The sequence below is a fragment of the Rhodanobacter koreensis genome (genome assembly GCF_054782855.1).
In genome coordinates, this window is record NZ_BAAGRR010000002.1 from 340,557 (window position 1) to 358,497 (window position 17,941).

Consider the following 17,941-nt stretch of genomic DNA (forward strand, 5'->3'; position numbering starts at 1 on the left):
ACATGGGCGGCTACACGCTTATCGAAAATGCCTCGCTGGCCAACCGCAATACGCTGCGCGTAGCCGCGCGGGCGAAGCTGCTGGCGGAAATTCGCGACGCCAGCAAGCTGCCCGAGTTGCTCGACTTTCCGGCTGTGCGCAACGGACGCCTGCTGGTGTTGGGCGAGGGCAGCAACGTGCTGTTCACTGGCGACTTCGACGGCACCGTGCTGGCGATGGAAACCCGTGGCGTCTTTGTAGAAGAAATGCTTGCCACAAGTGGCGTCCATGTTGAGACGCTTGCCACAAGTGGCGTCCATGTTGAGAGTGATGGCGAAAGCGCGCGTATCGCCGTGGCCGCCGGCGAGCGCTGGGACGACTTCGTGCGCTGGACTCTGGGCCAGGGCTACGCCGGTCTGGAAAACCTGATCCTGATTCCCGGCACCGTCGGCGCCGCGCCGATCCAGAACATCGGCGCCTATGGCTGCGAAGTGGCCGAGTTCATCGAAAGTGTGGAAGCGTGGGATATCCGCGAACGCCGCGTGGTGACGCTCGATCATGCGACCTGCGCGTTCGCCTACCGCGACTCGTTGTTCAAGCATGAGCCAGGGCGTTACATCGTCACCGCCGTACGCTTCGTGCTGCCGCGCAGTCGTCCGCTTCGGACCGACTACGCCGGCATCAACGAACAGCTGGCGCGGATGGGCGTGGACAAGCCTGCGCCGTTCCACGTGGCCGAAGCGGTGGTGCACCTGCGTACCAGCAAGCTGCCCGATCCGATGGTGATCGGCAACGCCGGCAGCTTCTTCAAGAACCAGATCGTCGACGCGGAGCTGGCCGACGCGCTCAAGCGCGAACATCCTGGCCTGGCTGTGTGGCTGCAGCCGGACGGTCGCTACAAAGTGTCTGCCGCGTGGATGATCGAGGCTGCCGGTTTCAAGGGTATGCGCGAAGGTGATGCAGGCATCTCCAACCGGCATGCGCTGGTGCTGGTCAATCACGGTAAGGCGACGGGGTCGCAACTGTGGGCGCTGGCGCAGCGGGTGATGCATGGTGTGCACGAGAAATTCGGCGTTGCGCTGGAGCCGGAGCCGGTAGTGATCGGCGCGCGCTGAAGCCTCCCAGCACCGTCATTCCGGCGCAGGCCGGAATCGCATCACCATGACCATATTGACCAGCCATCCGGTTTCGCATCAGCAATACGGATGACCGGCGCAGCTGCTGCAAAGCGATTCCGACCTGCGCCGGAATGACGACAAAGAAACGAATCGGTTCGGGGTGCCCGGAAACCACTCCCGCAACAAATCTCAGGTGTGGGCCCGCTTCTCGATATTCGGCAGAAACACCGTAATCAATCCCATCAACGGCAGATACGCACACAACCGGTAGACGTATTCGATGCCATGCGCATCCGCCAATCCACCGAGCACGGCCGCACCGATGCCACCCATGCCGAACGCGAAGCCGAAGAACAGGCCGGAGATCATGCCGACCCTGCCTGGGATCAGTTCCTGCGCATAGACCAGGATCGCCGAGAACGCCGAAGCCAGGATCAGGCCGATCACCACGGTGAGCACACCGGTCCACAGCAGGTTCGCGTGCGGCAGCAGCAGGGTGAACGGCGCCACGCCGAGGATCGATACCCAGATCACCCACTTGCGCCCGATGCGGTCACCGATCGGGCCGCCGATCAGCGAGCCGGCGGCCACCGCGAACAGGAACACGAACAGGTGAACCTGTGCACTCTGCACCGACACGCCGAATTTGTGGATCAGATAAAACGTGTAGTAGCTGCTGAGGCTGGCCAGGTAGAAATACTTGGAGAAGATCAGCAGGCCAAGGATCGCCAATGCGCCGATGATCTGGTTGCGCGTGAGCGACACCACGGTGAGGTGCCGCGCCGCGGACTTGCTGCGTGCAACATGATGTTGCCCGTACCAGCGCCCGACCTGCAGCAGCACCACGATTGCCAGCAGCGCTGCCAGCGAGAACCACGCCACGCTGCCGCGGCCGTGCGGCACGATGATCCATGCGGCCAGCAGTGGTCCCAGCGACGAGCCGGTGTTGCCGCCGACCTGGAACAGCGATTGCGCCAGGCCATGCCGTCCGCCTGAGGCCATTCGCGCCACCCGCGACGATTCCGGATGGAACACCGACGAGCCGGTGCCGACCAGCGCAGCGGCGACCAGCAGGATCGGGAAATTCGGTGCCACCGCCAGCAGCAACAGGCCGCACAGGGTGAAGCCCATGCCCACCGGCAGCGAATACGGCATCGGTCGCCGATCGGTGACCATGCCGACCAATGGCTGCAGCATCGAGGCGGTGAGCTGATAGGTCAGGGTGATCAGGCCGACCTGGGCGAAGCTCAGGTGGAAATCGCTTTTCAGGATCGGATAGATCGCCAGGATCAGCGACTGGATCATGTCGTTGAGCATGTGCGCGAAGCTGATGCCACCGAGCACGCCGAAGGCGGTGCCCTCGGCGTGCTGCGTTGATTGCGCCATCGGTGGGGTCGTCGGCTGAGCCGGCAGGCTCGCCTCGTCGACGCGGGTGTCCATGGAAAACTCTCGGGGGTAGGGAAGGAGCGGTGCGCATTGCATCGCCGGAGGCGCCACTTTAGAGTGGTCGGCATCGGCCCGCATGCATCGGTGGGTCAAATGTTGTCGAATTCGGGCCAAACCACCGCTCATCATGCGCAACGCACGCGTCACCCATTACGAAGACACCCCGCGCGATGTGGTTATTACCGGCAACGACTATCCGCCGCATTTCGTCCTGCCGCGCCACGCCCACAAACGCGGCCAGCTGCTGTACGCCGCCACCGGCGTGGTTACTGTAATCACCGACGAAGGCAGCTGGGTGGTGCCCCCGCGTCGCGCGCTGTGGATTCCGGGCGGTGTCGCGCACGAGGTGCGCATGAGCGGCGTGGTATCTACCCGCAGCGCCTACGTAAGGGGTGAGGCTGCCACGCAGTTGCCCACCCATTGCCGGGTGATCGGAGTATCGCTGCTGCTGCATGCCTTGCTGCTGGAGGCGGTGGACCTGCCGGCCGAGTACACACTGGAAGGTCGCGACGGCCGGGTGATGGCCCTGCTGCTGGACGAGATCGCTGCGATGCCGGCGCTCGCGTTGAACACACCGTTGCCGCGCGATCCGCGGCTGGCCCGTCTGTGCCGCGCGCTGATCGCCGCACCGGCATTGGAAATCGACATCGACGTCATGGCGCACAAGGCTGGCATGAGCCGGCGCAGTTTCACTCGGCTGTTCCGCCAGCAGACCGGCATGAGTTTCAGTGCATGGCGCCAGCAGGCTTGCCTGCTCGCTGCTCTGACCCGGCTGGGCAGCGGCGCGTCGATCACCCAGGTTGCGGTCGATCTGGGCTATAGCAGTGCCAGTGCGTTCACCGCTGCGTTCCGGCGGGTACTCGGAGCTGCACCCAGCCGGTATCTGGCAGCGGACGAGCGAACCGCCCGCGCCGTCGTCGACGCATGAGTATCTGCATGGGCATCAGTCAAACCCGCGACAAATCCGCATGGCATGCAGCCACGGTCACTGGCCTGTCAAGCTTGGATGGCAGGCTGTGACTTGCCTCGTCTTGTCATATCTCTGCGACTGTGCAGACGGGGAGTTAGCATGCCTGTTGATATAACAGCTCTTCGGACACCTAACTTTCCTGACTGGATCATGGATTCGTAGCAATGAACAGCCGCATTATTCGCGAGACCCTGTCGACCGACGCTGCCGCACCGGCGGCGAACGATGCCTTGCCGCCGGTACCGGCGCCTGATCTCAACGACAACCGGCTGTACATACACCGCGAGCTGTCGCAGCTGCAGTTCAACATCCGCGTGCTGGACCAGGCGCTGGACGAGCGCACGCCGCTGCTGGAACGGCTGAAGTTCCTGCTGATCTTCTCGCGCAACATGGACGAGTTCTTCGAGATCCGCGTGGCCGGGCTGAAGGGCCAGGTGGCGCTGGATCATGAACTGATAGGCCCGGACGGCATCCCGCCGCGCCGTGTACTCGCCGAGATCAGCGCGATCGCGCACAAGCAGATCGAGCGGCAGTACACGATCCTCAACGAGCGCATCCTGCCGGAGCTGGCCGGGCAAGGCATCCGCATCGTCCGCCGCACACAATGGACGCACCGGCAGAAGCTGTGGGTGCGCCGCTATTTTCGCGAGGAGGTGGCGCCGCTGATCACCCCGATCGGACTGGATCCCACCCATCCGTTTCCGCTGCTGGTCAACAAGAGCCTCAATTTCATCGTACGGCTGGACGGTGTCGATGCGTTCGGCCGCGACTCCGGCCTGGCGATCGTGCCGGCACCGCGCGTGCTGCCGCGGCTGATCCGCATGCCGCTGGAAATCTGCGAAGGCGGCGACAACTACGTGCTACTGTCCTCGATGATCCATGCCCATGCGGAGGAACTGTTCCCCGGCATGACGGTACTCGGCTGCTACCAGTTCCGGCTGACCCGCAACGCCGATCTCACGCTGGACCCGGAGGATGTCGAGGATCTGGCGCTGGCGCTGCGCGGTGAATTGTATTCACGCCGCTTTGGTGACGCAGTGCGGCTTGAAGTGGCCGACAACTGCCCGAAGGATCTGGCCGATTACCTGCTCAAGCAGTTCGGCCTCAACGAATCGGAGCTGTACGAGGTGAATGGCCCGGTGAACCTGGCGCGGTTGTTCCGCATCGCCAGCGAAGCGGGATATCCGCAGCTGCAATACCCGCCGTTCACTCCAGTGCTGCCGAAAGCGCTCAAACACGCCGAGGACCTGTTCCAGGTGATCGGCAAGCAGGACGTGCTGTTGCTGCATCCCTACGAATCATTTTCGCCGGTGGTCGACCTGCTGCGTCAGGCGGCGAAGGACCCGCAGGTACTGGCGATCAAGCAGACGCTGTACCGCACCAACGCGAATTCGGAAATCGTCGATGCGCTGGTCGACGCGGCACGCGCCGGCAAGGAAGTGACCGCGGTGGTCGAACTGCGCGCGCGCTTCGACGAGGAATCCAATCTCACGCTCGCATCGCGCCTGCAGCAGGCCGGCGCGATGGTGATCTACGGCGTGGTCGGCATCAAGACGCATGCCAAGCTGATGCTGATCCAGCGCCGCGAGGGCAGCGAGCTGGTGCGTTACGCGCACCTGGGCACCGGCAACTATCACACCGGCAACGCTCGGCTGTACACCGACTACAGCCTGCTCACCTCCGACGAGGCGCTGTGCGAAGACGTGCATAAGCTGTTCAGCCAGCTCACCGGCATGGGCAAGGTGCTTCGCATGAAGAAACTGCTGCATGCGCCGTTCACCTTGAAGAAGGCCCTGCTGGAACTGATCGCACACGAGACTGCGCATGCGGTGGCCGGCCGACCGGCGCAGATCATCATCAAGGTCAACGCGCTGACCGAGCCGAAGGTGATCCGCGCGCTGTACAAGGCCAGCATCGCCGGTGTGCAGGTCGAGCTGATCGTGCGCGGCGTCTGCTGCCTGCGCCCTGGCGTGGAAGGCGTCTCAGAGAACATCCGCGTGCGCTCGATCATCGGGCGGTTCCTGGAGCACAGCCGTGTCTACTGGTTCGCCAACGACGGTGAGCCGAAGATGTACCTGGCTAGCGCCGACCTGATGGAACGCAATCTGGATCGCCGCGTCGAAAGCGCGTTTCCGCTCGAGGGCAAGAAGCTGCAGCAGCGCGTGCACAATGCGCTCGACCTCTACCTCGGCGACAACACCAGTGCCCTGATCCTGCAGTCCGACGGCCAGTATCTGCGGCCGCCTGTCGCCAGCGACGAGCCTGCCCGCAACGTGCAGGCCGAGTTGCTTGAGAAGCTGTGCGCTGTAACCGCAGGCAACCACTGATACCGTCTGAATGTCGATGCGTACCCGCGTGGTGAACGCGCGAAGCGCGTTCGGGGATGCAGTCGATTCAATGGCTGGCTTCGACGTACCTGGCAAAATTATTCAAGATGGCCTGCCAACCCTGTCGCTGCTGCTCGACGGGGTTCTCTGACTCGGCATCGAACCTTACGCATACGTTTACACCATTTCCAGCGGCGTCAAACTCGATCTGCGCAACACGGTCACCGAAGGTGTATTCAATAAGTTTGTGCTTCACGATCTTCGTATAAATTCCGGCGAAGTCGAAGCCCATGCTGCCGTCCTTCGCTTCCATCCGCGACGAAAACGCACCCCCGACGCGCAAGTCCACGCTTGCGCTGGTCGTGTGCCAGTCATCGGATGCCGTATTCCATTGCTTGATGTCGTCGGGCGTCGTCCAGGCATGCCAGACATGTTCGATGGGGGCATTGACATTGGCCTCCACGGTGATCTTCATCGCATGACTCCTCATGGTCGGCAACTGACGCCTGAATTTCGCGGCGGCGAAGCCATGTGTTGATATGACGGCTATTCGACAGCAGTTATCAGCACGACATCTGGCACCCACAACTTCAACCACTTGGACAACCTCTCTTCCGGACTCAGTGCCTGAGGTGATGCCGGGGTCGAGCTCTTGAGCTTGAGGTTTCCATCCAGGCACCCTGCATTTGCCGCACCATAGATGCGGGAGTCGTGTCTGACAATGACCGCCACGAGTACACCGCAATGGCTGCAGATCAGGAACTGCGCCTTGTTTGATCCTTGTCGATACTCGTGCAGCGCGCCTGCATGGTTTTCCGAGACCGACAATTTTCCGGCTGGATCGGAAATGTATGCAGCTCCGTGCTTCCGACAAAACGAGCAATCACACGCACGCGGAATGAGGCTTGCCGGGTCCTGGGTGGTGGAAAACTCAATACGTAGCTGTCCGCAGTGGCAACTACCCGTCAGCACCCGCATTTCTCTCGCCATCTGCATGGTTTCATCTGGTCCATAGTGTTTGGCTCAAGCGGACCGCCAAAGACGGGTCCGCTTGAAGGAAGGGTTTGGAAGCACCATGCAGCGCCTGCTGACGAGCCCGACTTTACCGCCTGGGCGAATGGTTAGACGGCATTTTCGATGGCCGCCACGATGAAATGCTGAACCAGCGGCTCGAACTCCAACAGATAGTCTTGATCCTCAGGGTAGTACTTGGCCCTGAGCAGGTCATCTCCAGCGAAGGCACGAATGCTTTCTTCCGATTCCCAATGCGTGACGGTCAGGAAGTGCGTGATCTCAGCTTCGTCTCGCCGCAAGATGGCGACACTCAGGTTGCCAGGAACCGAACGGTAGTCTGGAACAGCCCGCTGCTCAAGGAAGCTCGTATAGGCGTCGGCCTTTGAGCGTAATGTGATCCCGTGCCACATGCGGCAAATCATGGAATCCTCCGATACCGCTTGATGCTTGAATTTAGCGGTGTGCGCAGCACGTCCACTGGCATGAATGGTCAGGTGGCCAGCCTGAGAGCATAAAAGCGGGTGCCTGGAAGGTGTTTATCGTTGTACGGCGGGATTTCAACGAATCCCAGCCGATGATAGAGAGCCTGGGCAGACGCCATGCTTGGCAGCGTATCCAGACGGAGTTCACTGTAGTTATTTTGACGTGCTGCGTGAATCACGGCTTCGACGAAGCGCTTGCCAAGCCCACAACTCCGATAAGCAGGGCGGACATACAGTCGCTTCATTTCTCCCGTGTGATTGTCCAGGGGCCTCAGGCCGACACAGCCAGCCACGTCAGCGCCGGTTTGCGCGATAAGCAGTACGCCGTTCGGCGGTACATACGGGGCAGGCAACGCCGCGAGTTCTGCAGCGAACCCTTGATACTCGAGATCTGTGCCGATGGCCTCGGCGTACTCGTGGAAAAGTTCGCGGGCGGTTGCGACAAGCTCAGGACTGTCCGCCTGCCTCAACACGATCTCTGGTGCTGTCATGGGCCACCAACGCTTGAGTTGAGCGGCGGCGTAGCCGTCCGCTTGCACGAGTAGTTTGGGCTTGAGCACCGCAATGGCAACAAGCACAACTTCGAAAACAACCAGGAGCAAAGGTAGCAAAAGACGGATGCGTCCGACATAAGCGGGCGTGGAAGGAGAGTGCGACGTGCGTCGGCGAGTGCTGAATGCAACGCCAACAATCGAGCTGCTTGTGTCCGGATTTGCGATGCGAGGCATATCAGTGCAGAAAAAGTTCAACGATCCTTTGCGATCGGCTGGACTGTAAGGCGAGGCTAAGGCGGTTTCGTTTCGCCGCTTGTTCGCAACGCCGTTACTCGCGGGTTTCAGCGTCCTGCGCCAGCGTGAGCTCTGCGTCAATGGCGACATAACGGACATGGCGGTAGTCGCGGATGAAACTGATCCGGCCGTCACGCCATTCGAGCCACATCATGTAGCTGGGTTTCGGATCGGCGCGGTCCTCGAAGACCGCGATCACCTCCCGGCCTTCGAGCCGAGCCGGAGCCAACCAGACATCATCGCTCTTGGCATAGATGGTGAAGAACATGCTGACGTCGGCGCGGCCGACGCGAAGCGGGTACGAGGACTGGTTGAGTTTCACGTCGTCGGTCAGGAGTTCCCGCAGGCCGTCCCAGTCCCGTTGGTTGAAGAGCGCGACATAGCGCGCCACCGCGGCGGACGCCGGCCGCACGTCCGGAAGCGGGCCGGCTTGCGCGTTGATCTCTCGAAGACGCGTGCGTCCCCGCGCCAGATGGCCCTTCACGGCATCAACCGTGAGATCGAGGAGGGCGGCGATTTCTATCAGCGACTCGTCGAGAACGTCCTTCAGAATGACGACACTCCGCTGAAGGATGGGGAGCTCCACAAATCGCGACACCGCGGTCTTGACCGTTTCCTGGCGCATCAGCATCTCCATGGGGTCGGGGCGGACCGGGTCGGCGATGTCGGACGTGATGTCGATCGTTTCGGCCATTCGTACCGCCCGGTTGCGCAGCAGGTCGAGGGCGCGATTGTGGGCGATCCGGAACAGCCAAGGCCGAAGCGGAGGCTGTGTCTGCAGATTTTGCAACGCCGCGAAGGCTCGGATGAGCGTATCTTGCACGACGTCCTCGCCATCGATGACCGATCCCATGAGACGTGCACAATAACGGTGCAGCTCGGGCCGCAGCTCGCCGGCCAAGGCGAGGAGTTCCGCCCGGCGGTCATGGTTTGGTACGGGACCGTCTTCGCTCAAGCTGACGCTCCCTCGAGGATCGTGACTCCCGCATCGCCATTCAGACCGAAGGCGAGGCCCTTGGCATATACCGGATCGTCCAGCACGGAAACCACGTACTCGCCGAAATCGCGGGGCGGCATCGGCGCGCCGAAACGGGCCACGAAGTCTTCAGGCCTGATGCCCGAGTCACGCGCGTAGGCGCTGGCGGCCGCATCGCCGATCCCGGTACCGAGAACCATCTGCCGCGGCACGATCGTCTGGAAGCGGATCCCGAGTTCCTTCTCCTCCGAGATGCCGTTGGCGTATTTGGCCATGAACCAGAGCATCCGTTTGGCGCCGCCATAGCCGCCCGACATCTGCGATCCGCTCACAGCTGCGCCACTCGATCCCACCAGGACGCGGCTTCCGGGCTTGAGCGGCAGGTTGAGCGCCGCCTGTAGCCAATAGAGCCCGGCCTTGACGTCATGTTCCCAGGGCGCGGTGAAATCCGCCCAGCTCGTCTGGTCGAACTTCGCCATGCGAGGCAGTGTGCCGGCGTTCAGCACCACGATATCCGGGCGAACCTCGGCAAGGATGCGGTGGGCTGCAGCTTCGTCCGTCACGTCGGCGGAGATCGTGGCGACGCCAAGCCGCGCGCGAACGGCCTCGAGCGCATCGGCTCCGCGGGCAACGACCGTCACCCTGGCACCGTGCGCGACCAGGGCTTCGACCAGCCCCAGGCCAAGGCCACGGCTTCCGCCGGTAACGACGACATTCTTATCTTTGAGGCGCATCGGTTGTGCTCCGGTGTCTAGGTGTAGCCAAGACGATTGAGGCACTGAAAAGGAGTCAACGTTGCCGCGGCGGGTACGCCCTAGCGTACATAAATCGCCCCTTTCCTGATGCGACCCCGGAGGGGCGGTCACGGTCTGTCATTCCAGCCTGCGCCGGAATGACGGTAGTTGGGCGGCTGCGCGCGTCGACTCCGCTGGATTCCTGCGACTCAATCCGGCCGGCGCGCGCCCAGCAGCGCCAGCACTTCCTGTGCGCTACGGATGCGTTCGCTGGCGCCGGGCAGATCCAGCGTGATCTTCAGCTTGTCCTGGCCGTCGAGCTTGTACACACGCGGCAGGCGCTGGATCAGCTTGATGATGATCATCGGATCGACGTCGGGCGGATTTCCTTGGTAACTGGCGCGGAACACGATGCGACCACCGTTGGCGCCGAAGTCGAGCTTGCGGATGCCGAGCGGGGTGGCCATCAGTTTCAGGCTGGCGACGGCGAACAGTTGCTTGGCACTCTCCGGAAGTAGACCAAATCTATCGATCATCTCCACCTGCAGGTCGCGCAGGTCGTCCTCGCTGCGTGCGCTGGCGATCCGTTTGTACAGGGTGAGGCGCGCGTGGACGTCGGGCAAGTAGTCGTCGGGGATCAGTGCGGGCAGGTGCAGCTCGACTTCGGTCTCGTGTTCGCTGCTGAGATCGAAATCCGGAATCTTGCCGGACTTCAGCGCACGCACGGCGCGATCGAGCAGTTCGGTGTACAGGCCGAAACCGATTTCCTGGATCTGGCCGGATTGCTCGTCGCCGAGCAGTTCGCCGGCACCGCGGATTTCAAGATCATGCGTGGCCAGAGTGAAGCCGGCACCGAGCTCCTCCAGCGAGGCGAGCGCTTCCAGACGCTTCTGTGCATCGGCGGTGATCGACTTGCGGTCGGGCACGACGAGATAGGCATAGGCGCGATGATGCGAGCGGCCGACGCGGCCGCGCAGCTGATGTAGCTGGGCCAGACCGAAACGGTCGGCGCGGTCGATGATGATGGTGTTGGCCGTAGGTATATCAATTCCCGTTTCAATAATGGTGGTGCACACCAGCACGTTGAAGCGCTGGCGGTGGAAGTCCGCCATCACGCCTTCGAGTTCGCGCTCGGGCATCTGGCCGTGGGCGATGCGGATACGCGCTTCGGGTACCAGTTCCTCCAGTTCGCGCACGGTGCGCTCGATGCTCTCGACCTCGTTGTGCAGGAAATACACCTGGCCACCGCGTGACAGCTCGCGTTGCAAGGCCTCGCGGATCGTGGCCGGGTCCCACGCGGAAATGAAGGTGCGCACGGCCGAGCGATGCGCCGGCGGCGTGGCGATCAGCGAGAGATCGCGCAGGCCGGCCATCGCCATGTTCAAGGTGCGCGGGATCGGCGTGGCGGTCATCGTCAGCAGGTCGACTTCGGCGCGAAGCTTCTTCAGCTGCTCCTTCTGGCGCACGCCGAAACGCTGTTCCTCGTCGACGATCACCAGGCCGAGATTCTTGAACTTGATATCCGGCTGCAGCAGCTTGTGCGTACCGACGATCACGTCGATCTGGCCATCGGTCAGACGCTTCAGCGCGTCGTTCACTTCCTTGGTCGACTTGAAGCGCGACAGCACATCGACGCGCACCGGCCAGTCGGCGAAACGGTCGGCGAAATTGCGGTAGTGCTGCTGCGCGAGCAGGGTGGTCGGCACCAGCACGGCAACCTGCTTGCCTGCGGTGGCGGTGGCGAACGCAGCGCGCAGCGCGACCTCGGTCTTGCCGAAACCGACGTCACCGCAAATCACCCGGTCCATCGCGCGAGGTGCGGCCAGGTCATTGAGCACCGCCTCAATCGCGGTTTCCTGATCGGGAGTCTCCTCGAACGGGAACGTGCTGCCGAATTCCTCCACCAGCTGGCGGTCGATCGGCATCGACTCGCCGCCGCGCGCCTGCCGCTGCGCGTAGATCGCCAGCAGTTCGGCGGCGACATCGCGTACCTTCTCGGCGGCCTTCCTGCGTGCGCGTTCCCACGCGTCGCCGCCGAGCGAATGCAGCGGCGCAAGTTCCGGCGCGGTGCCGGAGTAGCGGCTGACCAGGCCGAGCTGCGCCACCGGCACGTACAGCTTGTCACCCTTGGCGTACTCGATGGTGAGGAACTCGCCATCCATGCCGCCGACGTCCATCGAGAGCAGGCCCTGGTAACGGCCCACGCCGTGATCGACGTGCACGATCGGCGCACCGAGGGTGAGCTCGGTGAGATCGCGGATGATTGCTTCCGGATCGCGCGCGGTGCCGCGGCGGCGCTTGCGGTCGCGCTCGCTGCGTACCCGTTCACCGTACAGCTCTCGCTCGGTGAGTACGGTGATTGCCGGGGAGGTGAGTGCGAAGCCTTGTTCCAGGCTGGCGATCGTGATGGCGAACTTGATTTGTTCGCCACCTTCCAGCTGTGCGGCATCACCGCTCCGCTGGGCGCCATCCGTTCGTTCGTCATTCCGGCGCAGGCCGGAATCGCTTTTCAGCGGTAGCTCATTATCCGATGCCCGAGAGCGATCCCGGCCTGCGCCGGGATGACGATCTTGGGAGACGGAATGTTGGTCAAGAAAAGCTGGCCAGTTCTCCACGACCTGCGGCTTCAGCCCTGCTGCAGCCAGCGTCTCGATCAGCGCCTCGCGTCGTCCGGCCGAATCCGCTGCAATCAGCACGCGGCCCGGATAGCTGGCGAGGAAATGCCGCAGCGATGTACCGGGCTCTTCACCCTTGCGGCTGAGCGGCAGCTCCGGTGCCGGCTGCGTGCCGACAGCAACCGCATGTTCATGGCCGCTGTCGGCCACTTCCACCCGCAGCCGTTTGTTGAGTTGCTCGCGCAACTGTTCCGGCGGCAGGTACAACTCAATCGGCGGCAGCACCGGGCGCTCGATGTCGTGCGCACGCTGGTCGTAGCGTTCGGCGGTCTGCGTCCAGAACTGTCCGGAGGATTCGCCTGCGCCTTCGCCCATCACGAACAGCGCGTCGTCGGCGAGGTAGTCGAACAGCGTGGCGGTCTGCTGGAAGAACAGCGGCAGGTAATACTCGATGCCGCCGGGGGTGACGCCTTCCTTCATGTCCTGGTACAGCGGGCAGCGGCGCACGTCGATCGGGAAGCGCTCGCGCAGGTTGCCGCGGAACTCCTTCGCCGCTTCCTCGGTGAGCGGGAATTCGCGCGCAGGCAGCAGCTCGATCTTGTCCACCTGCTGCTGCGAGCGCTGGGTTTCCGGATCGAAGCTGCGGATCGATTCCACCTCGTCATCGAACAGCTCAATGCGGTACGGCTCGGCCGTGCCCATCGGAAAGATGTCGAGCAGGGCGCCGCGTACGGCGAAGTCGCCCGGTTCGGCCACCTGCGGCACGTTGCGGTAGCCGGAGGCTTCAAGCCGGCGCTGTTCGCTGCCGATGTCGAGTTTCTGGCTCTTCTTCAGCACCAGGCCGGAACCGGTGATGTGCGAGCGCGGCGCGATCCGCTGCATCAACGTGGCCACCGGCACCACCAGCACGCCGCGCTTCACGTTCGGCAATTGGTACAGCGTGGCAATGCGTTGCGAGACGATTTCCGGATGCGGACTGAAGACGTCGTAGGGCAGAGTTTCCCAGTCCGGGAAGTGCAGTACCGGCAGGCCGCCGGCGAAAATCTTCAGCTCGGCTTCCAGCGCTTGTGCACGTTGGGTGTCACGCGTCACCGCCACCAGCAGGCCGTCGTGCGAACGCGCCGCCTCGGCGATCAGCAGCGCCCGCGCGGACCCGTGCGGCGGCGTCCAGTAGCGGCGTTGCTTGGGAGTGGTCGGCAGGGGCGGGTGCTTGATCAGGCTGGGCATAAGGGACGCGTGTTCAGGGCGCCGCGATCGAGCCGCGCCGGGGAAAGCGGGCAAGTGTAACGCGATGCGCCGCAGCTCTCTCTTGCGCGCGGGATATTGAAGAACACCACGACTTCGTCATTCCGGCGAACCCCGCAAAAAGGGGGCAAGGGCCGGAAGAGTTCTAAAACAGCGAAGCTGGTCATCGCTTCGCTGTTACAAGGCAGCGCTCGACCGGTGATCCGGCTCGAACGCCGCTGTGATGACGGCAGAAGACCAGCTTTTCGAACCTGGTGCCGAATCAGAGCTTCAGCGTGATCAATGCCGTTCCCGGCTCATCCGGGATCAGCCGCTGGCTGAAGCCAAGCTCCTTGCACAGTTCCAGCATCGGCCGGTTCTCCAGCAGCACGTAGCCCCACAGTTCGGCGAGGCCGCGGTGGCGGCAATCGTCGACCAGCCGCTGCATCAGCAGGGCACCGAGACCAATGCGGCCCCAGTCCTGCTCCACCAGCACCGAGAACTCGGCGCTGTCGATGGCCTCGTCGACGTAGATCCGGCCCACGCCGCGCATCTCGGCCGGCGACACCGTTTCGTCCATCAGCACCCAGGCGGTCTCGAAGGCCGGATCGATGCGGCACAACCGCTGCGCCATCGGCGCCGGCAGTTCGGACATGGCATGCAGGAAGCGGCGGCGGATGTCCTCGGGCGACAGGCGAGTGAAGCAGCGCTGCATCGCCGCCACGTCTCCCGGCTCGATCGAGCGCAGCACCAGTTCACGGCCATCGCGGGTACGCACCGGCTCGCCCTTGTTCGATGGCACCACGCACGGGCGTGCAAAGCGCTCGCTGCTGCGTGGCGGCAGCGGGGCGAATCGATCGGGGGCGGCAAAGTCGATGGCAGGGATCATGGCAGTTCCGTACTTTTGCGTATTGTGTGCAACGCAACATGAATTTGCAATGACGGACGGTGAGACAGGCTGCCGCAGCCGATTCAGTGGGAGATCGCTGCGCATGTGGGCATGCTGCAGCACGAGGTGCTCCGGCCCGGCGCAGACAATCCGGGCTGTCGCACGGCACAATAACCGCCGGATTTCGGCGGAGTTCGGACATGACCAGCAAGCAGGCCAGCGGCCTCACGGCCGTCCAGCTGGAAGTGCTGTGCGGCAAGTGGCCGGGCGTGACGCGCGATATCAAATGGGGTGCGGACCTGGTGCTCAGCGTCGGCGGCAAGATGTTTGCGGTGACACCGGCGAACGGCGGCGAGGGTGGCCGACTCTCGTTCAAGGTCGCGGACGAGCGCTTTCTGGAGCTGACCGATCAGCCCGGCATCATCGCTGCACCCTACCTGGCGCGATCGCGCTGGATCTCGGTCACCGAACCGCAACGTTTCAGTACGGCCGAACTGCAGGCACTCATCCTCGATGCGTACGTGCTGGTACGCGCGAAGCTGACCAGGAAACTGCAGGCGACACTGGGCCCGATACCCACACTGAAGGCAGGCAGGAAATGAAACAGCATCTCGGCGCGCTGGCGCTGCTGGTCGCCGACTACGACGAGGCAATCGCCTGGTATACGCGGGCCTTGCATTTCGAGGTGATCGAGGACACCGACATGGGCGGCGGCAAGCGCTGGGTACTGCTGGCACCACCCGGCTCGCGTGAAACCCGCCTGCTGCTGGCCCAGGCGAAAGGGGCCGAGCAGGTGGCGCAGATCGGCCGTCAAGCCGGTGGCCGCGTCTTCCTGTTCCTGCACACCGATGATTTCCAGCGTGACTGGCATCGCATGCGCGCCGCCGGCGTGAATTTCCGCGAAGAGCCCCGCGAAGAAGCCTACGGCACGGTCGCGGTGTTCGAGGACCTGTACGGCAATGCCTGGGATCTGTTGCAGCTGAAGCCGCTGCTGGCATGAGTGAGGACCAGCGCGCTGCCCTTGTCCGGGCTGCGACTATGGCTTCAAGGCCTGTTCGATCGCCTGCTGCGCCAGCGGTGCCATCACCGCATAGCCGGCGGCATTCGGGTGCAGCCCGTCGGCCGACAGATCCTTTTTCAGTGCGTGGCGGCTGTCCAGCAACGCGTCGTAATAATCCAGGTAGACGAAGCGCTCGCGCTGCGCATAGGACTTGATCCACGCATTGAGCGCGACAATCTTCTGCGGCGGTCGACCCGTCGTCATGCCGGCATCGACATAGTCGTTCACCGGCGTGACCGAGGCGAGCACGACCTTGATGCCGTTGGCCCGGGCCAGCTCCGCCATCGAGGTGAGGTTGTCCTCGATCATGCCGAGCGTGGACGGCCCGGTATTGCCGGCGAGGTCATTGGTGCCGGCGAGGATCACCACCACGCGGGGTTTCAGCGCGATGACGTCGGCGCGGAAACGCACCAGCATCTGCGGCGTGGTCTGACCGCTGATGCCGCGGTTGATGTAAGGCTTGCCGGGAAAGAATACGCCGGTGCTGCGCCCCCAGAAGTCCGTGATCGAATCACCCATGAACACCACGCGTATCTCGCCTCGCTCCGGTGCAGGAAGCCGGCTGTTCGCGTCACGGTAGCGTGCCAGCTCCGCCCAGTCGCTCAGGCGTTTCTCGCTTGCGGCGAGACGCTGCGAGAGGATGTCCGGTGTCGGAGCAGCGGTCTGTGCAAGGGCCAGTCCGGCATACATCAGACTGGCAAGGATCGTGATGGATCGTTTCATGCACCTGCCTCGCGCGCAGCAGAAGACATTCAGGATAGGCGCTACCGCCAGGGCAGGCAAAGACTCATCGACATCGCCGTGATGTTGTTCCCGCGAGGAGCGCAGGCAGCGGCAGACCTCAGTCGCGGATGTCCGGCTCGAAAAAGCTCCAGCGCACATCATCGAACTCGGCCTTCATCGCCGCCTCGACGGTGTTGATCGCGTCGATCAGGCTGCGGTCGCTGGCAGTAGGCTGCATGCGTGCCTTGACGGCGACCATTACGTCAGGGCCCATCTGCAGGGTAATCAGGTTCAGCACTTCGGCGACTTCGGGACGGCTCTCGAGAAAGCGCCGCAATTCGTCGCGGCGGCGCGGCTCCATGCCCTGGCCGATCAGCAACGCCTTGACCTCGATCGCCACCAGCACGGCGACTACCACCAGCAGCACGCCGATCGCGATGGTGCCGAGCGCATCGAACATCAGGTTGCCGGTGAGCATGGTGGTGCCAATCGCCAGCGCGGCCAGGCACAGGCCGAGCAGGGCGGCCAGGTCTTCGCCGAAGATCACCAGCAGTTCGCTGGAACGTGTTTCGCGGAACCACGTCCACAGGTTCTGCGTGCCGCGCGCCTTGTTCACTTCCTGCATGCAGCCGCGCATCGAGAAACTTTCGGCGACTATGCCGAACACCAGCACGCCGAGTGCCAGCCATGGCCACTTCAGCGGCTCGGGATGCGTGAGCTTGTGGATGCCCTCGTAGATCGAGAACATGCCGCCGACGCTGAACAGCAGGATCGCGACCAGGAACGACCAGAAGTACAGTGCACGGCCCCAGCCGAGCGGGTATTCCTCCGACGGCGAGCGCTTCGCCTGGCGCATGCCGAGCAGCAGCAAGCCCTGGTTGCCGCAGTCGGCGAGCGAATGCACGGCTTCGGCCAGCATGGCGCCGGAGCCGGTGACAAGGGCGGCGAACAGCTTGGCGACGAAGATCGCGAAGTTTGCGCCGAGGGCGAGCAGGATCGCCTTCAGCGAGTTGGCGTGACCGGACATGCGGAGCCTTACTGTCGGAAGTGGCGGTCATTGTAGTGGGCATGGTCATTGCCGGTCTGCGGATGATGGCCACTCGACGCATGCCGGGCGGTAGCCGGAGGCGGTGCATTGCCGACGCCCGTCACGTCACTCACCGCTGCCTTGCCTCGTGCCCTTTGCGCGCGTGCGCCGTGGAGTTGCAGCCGGTGCAGCAGTCCTGCCGCTCGCCGTGCCTTGGTTCATCACCACCGTTCCCGGTATGTGCTGCTTGCCCCAGCGTACAAACGCAAGCAGCACATCGCCCAGCGCCTTGCCTTTCGGGGTAAGCGTGTAGGCGTAGCGTACCGGACGCTCCTGGTAGGGGGTGCTGACGATGATCCCGGCAGCTTCCAGGCGCTTGAGGCGCTCTGCGAGGATGTTGGTGGGAATGTGTTCCGGCGAGTCCGCGAGCTCGCCATAGGTGCTCTTGCCATGTAGCAGATCACGCACCACGAGCAGTGACCATTTGTCGCCCACGACGTCGAGTGAATTGGCGACCGCGCAGGCGGAGCGTCCGAAAGGCTTGGTGGCGATCATTTCAACCGATTCTC

At 63.4% G+C, this 17,941-nt stretch carries 17 protein-coding genes; 5 read left to right on the forward strand and 12 right to left on the reverse strand.

The window, feature by feature from the left end; genetic code table 11:
* The first annotated feature begins 2 nt into the window (after positions 1-2).
* On the forward strand, positions 3-1,094 hold the full coding sequence (murB, locus tag ACYVKM_RS07325; RefSeq protein ID WP_460877797.1) for a UDP-N-acetylmuramate dehydrogenase: 1,092 nt from the start codon (positions 3-5) through the stop codon (positions 1,092-1,094).
* Positions 1,095-1,286: 192 nt separating this feature from the next.
* Here the strand turns inward: murB and ACYVKM_RS07330 are convergent, their stop codons facing one another.
* Positions 1,287-2,537, reverse strand: coding sequence for an MFS transporter (locus tag ACYVKM_RS07330; protein WP_460876956.1), 1,251 nt, complete (start codon positions 2,535-2,537; stop codon positions 1,287-1,289).
* Between the two features lie 133 nt (positions 2,538-2,670).
* Between ACYVKM_RS07330 and ACYVKM_RS07335 the strand changes: the two genes are divergently transcribed.
* Positions 2,671-3,471 carry an AraC family transcriptional regulator gene (locus ACYVKM_RS07335; RefSeq protein WP_460876957.1) on the forward strand — a complete coding sequence of 267 codons (801 nt, stop codon included), beginning with the start codon at positions 2,671-2,673 and terminating at the stop codon, positions 3,469-3,471.
* A gap of 206 nt (positions 3,472-3,677) precedes the next feature.
* Positions 3,678-5,840 (forward strand): polyphosphate kinase 1, encoded by a 2,163-nt coding sequence (gene ppk1, locus ACYVKM_RS07340; protein WP_460876958.1) that lies wholly within the window; start codon positions 3,678-3,680, stop codon positions 5,838-5,840.
* 67 nt (positions 5,841-5,907) lie between these two features.
* Here ppk1 and ACYVKM_RS07345 read toward each other — a convergent pair whose 3' ends face one another.
* From ACYVKM_RS07345 to ACYVKM_RS07380, 8 genes are all read right to left on the reverse strand, one after another.
* A complete protein-coding gene (locus ACYVKM_RS07345; RefSeq protein WP_460876959.1) occupies positions 5,908-6,315 on the reverse strand; it encodes an SRPBCC family protein in 408 nt (135 codons plus the stop codon).
* 71 nt (positions 6,316-6,386) lie between these two features.
* Positions 6,387-6,836, reverse strand: coding sequence for a GFA family protein (locus ACYVKM_RS07350; protein ID WP_460876960.1), 450 nt, complete (start codon positions 6,834-6,836; stop codon positions 6,387-6,389).
* Positions 6,837-6,961: 125 nt separating this feature from the next.
* Positions 6,962-7,264: an antibiotic biosynthesis monooxygenase family protein gene (locus ACYVKM_RS07355; protein WP_460876961.1), complete on the reverse strand. Its 303-nt coding sequence runs from the start codon at positions 7,262-7,264 to the stop codon at positions 6,962-6,964.
* An 80-nt stretch (positions 7,265-7,344) separates the two neighbouring features.
* Positions 7,345-8,085, reverse strand: a complete 741-nt coding sequence (locus tag ACYVKM_RS07360; protein ID WP_460876962.1) for a GNAT family N-acetyltransferase — start codon at positions 8,083-8,085, stop codon at positions 7,345-7,347.
* A gap of 73 nt (positions 8,086-8,158) precedes the next feature.
* Positions 8,159-9,079, reverse strand: a complete 921-nt coding sequence (locus ACYVKM_RS07365; RefSeq protein ID WP_460876963.1) for a sigma-70 family RNA polymerase sigma factor — start codon at positions 9,077-9,079, stop codon at positions 8,159-8,161.
* Entirely contained in the window at positions 9,076-9,834 is a 759-nt protein-coding gene (locus ACYVKM_RS07370) for an SDR family NAD(P)-dependent oxidoreductase (RefSeq protein WP_460876964.1), read from the reverse strand. Before ACYVKM_RS07370 ends, ACYVKM_RS07365 begins: the two co-directional genes overlap by 4 nt.
* A 209-nt stretch (positions 9,835-10,043) precedes the next feature.
* Positions 10,044-13,676, reverse strand: coding sequence for a transcription-repair coupling factor (gene mfd, locus ACYVKM_RS07375; RefSeq protein ID WP_460876965.1), 3,633 nt, complete (start codon positions 13,674-13,676; stop codon positions 10,044-10,046).
* Between the two features lie 280 nt (positions 13,677-13,956).
* A complete protein-coding gene (locus ACYVKM_RS07380) occupies positions 13,957-14,562 on the reverse strand; it encodes a GNAT family N-acetyltransferase (protein WP_460876966.1) in 606 nt (201 codons plus the stop codon).
* Positions 14,563-14,762: 200 nt separating this feature from the next.
* On the opposite strand from ACYVKM_RS07380, the gene ACYVKM_RS07385 reads away from it, so the two are divergent.
* Both ACYVKM_RS07385 and ACYVKM_RS07390 read left to right on the forward strand, forming a co-directional pair.
* Positions 14,763-15,164 carry an MmcQ/YjbR family DNA-binding protein gene (locus tag ACYVKM_RS07385; protein ID WP_460876967.1) on the forward strand — a complete coding sequence of 134 codons (402 nt, stop codon included), beginning with the start codon at positions 14,763-14,765 and terminating at the stop codon, positions 15,162-15,164.
* Positions 15,161-15,562 (forward strand): VOC family protein, encoded by a 402-nt coding sequence (locus tag ACYVKM_RS07390; RefSeq protein ID WP_460876968.1) that lies wholly within the window; start codon positions 15,161-15,163, stop codon positions 15,560-15,562. Before ACYVKM_RS07385 ends, ACYVKM_RS07390 begins: the two co-directional genes overlap by 4 nt.
* Before the next feature lie 36 nt (positions 15,563-15,598).
* Here the strand turns inward: ACYVKM_RS07390 and ACYVKM_RS07395 are convergent, their stop codons facing one another.
* The 3 genes from ACYVKM_RS07395 to ACYVKM_RS07405 form a co-directional block, all read right to left on the reverse strand.
* A complete protein-coding gene (locus ACYVKM_RS07395) occupies positions 15,599-16,345 on the reverse strand; it encodes an SGNH/GDSL hydrolase family protein (protein WP_460876969.1) in 747 nt (248 codons plus the stop codon).
* A 118-nt stretch (positions 16,346-16,463) separates the two neighbouring features.
* Positions 16,464-17,372: a cation diffusion facilitator family transporter gene (locus tag ACYVKM_RS07400; RefSeq protein ID WP_460876970.1), complete on the reverse strand. Its 909-nt coding sequence runs from the start codon at positions 17,370-17,372 to the stop codon at positions 16,464-16,466.
* A 126-nt stretch (positions 17,373-17,498) separates the two neighbouring features.
* A complete protein-coding gene (locus ACYVKM_RS07405; RefSeq protein WP_460876971.1) occupies positions 17,499-17,927 on the reverse strand; it encodes a winged helix-turn-helix transcriptional regulator in 429 nt (142 codons plus the stop codon).
* Positions 17,928-17,941 lie beyond the last annotated feature (14 nt).

What these genes read in the sequence shown, in the direction of transcription:
- murB (WP_460877797.1), top strand. Translation starts at nt 3, where the DNA reads ATGGGCGGCTACACGCTTATCGAAAATGCCTCGCTGGCCAACCGCAAT.
- ACYVKM_RS07330 (WP_460876956.1), bottom strand. Translation starts at nt 2,537, where the DNA reads ATGGACACCCGCGTCGACGAGGCGAGCCTGCCGGCTCAGCCGACGACC.
- ACYVKM_RS07335 (WP_460876957.1), top strand. Translation starts at nt 2,671, where the DNA reads ATGCGCAACGCACGCGTCACCCATTACGAAGACACCCCGCGCGATGTG.
- ppk1 (WP_460876958.1), top strand. Translation starts at nt 3,678, where the DNA reads ATGAACAGCCGCATTATTCGCGAGACCCTGTCGACCGACGCTGCCGCA.
- ACYVKM_RS07345 (WP_460876959.1), bottom strand. Translation starts at nt 6,315, where the DNA reads ATGAAGATCACCGTGGAGGCCAATGTCAATGCCCCCATCGAACATGTC.
- ACYVKM_RS07350 (WP_460876960.1), bottom strand. Translation starts at nt 6,836, where the DNA reads ATGCAGATGGCGAGAGAAATGCGGGTGCTGACGGGTAGTTGCCACTGC.
- ACYVKM_RS07355 (WP_460876961.1), bottom strand. Translation starts at nt 7,264, where the DNA reads ATGTGGCACGGGATCACATTACGCTCAAAGGCCGACGCCTATACGAGC.
- ACYVKM_RS07370 (WP_460876964.1), bottom strand. Translation starts at nt 9,834, where the DNA reads ATGCGCCTCAAAGATAAGAATGTCGTCGTTACCGGCGGAAGCCGTGGC.
- mfd (WP_460876965.1), bottom strand. Translation starts at nt 13,676, where the DNA reads ATGCCCAGCCTGATCAAGCACCCGCCCCTGCCGACCACTCCCAAGCAA.
- ACYVKM_RS07380 (WP_460876966.1), bottom strand. Translation starts at nt 14,562, where the DNA reads ATGATCCCTGCCATCGACTTTGCCGCCCCCGATCGATTCGCCCCGCTG.
- ACYVKM_RS07385 (WP_460876967.1), top strand. Translation starts at nt 14,763, where the DNA reads ATGACCAGCAAGCAGGCCAGCGGCCTCACGGCCGTCCAGCTGGAAGTG.
- ACYVKM_RS07390 (WP_460876968.1), top strand. Translation starts at nt 15,161, where the DNA reads ATGAAACAGCATCTCGGCGCGCTGGCGCTGCTGGTCGCCGACTACGAC.
- ACYVKM_RS07395 (WP_460876969.1), bottom strand. Translation starts at nt 16,345, where the DNA reads ATGAAACGATCCATCACGATCCTTGCCAGTCTGATGTATGCCGGACTG.
- ACYVKM_RS07400 (WP_460876970.1), bottom strand. Translation starts at nt 17,372, where the DNA reads ATGTCCGGTCACGCCAACTCGCTGAAGGCGATCCTGCTCGCCCTCGGC.
- ACYVKM_RS07405 (WP_460876971.1), bottom strand. Translation starts at nt 17,927, where the DNA reads ATGATCGCCACCAAGCCTTTCGGACGCTCCGCCTGCGCGGTCGCCAAT.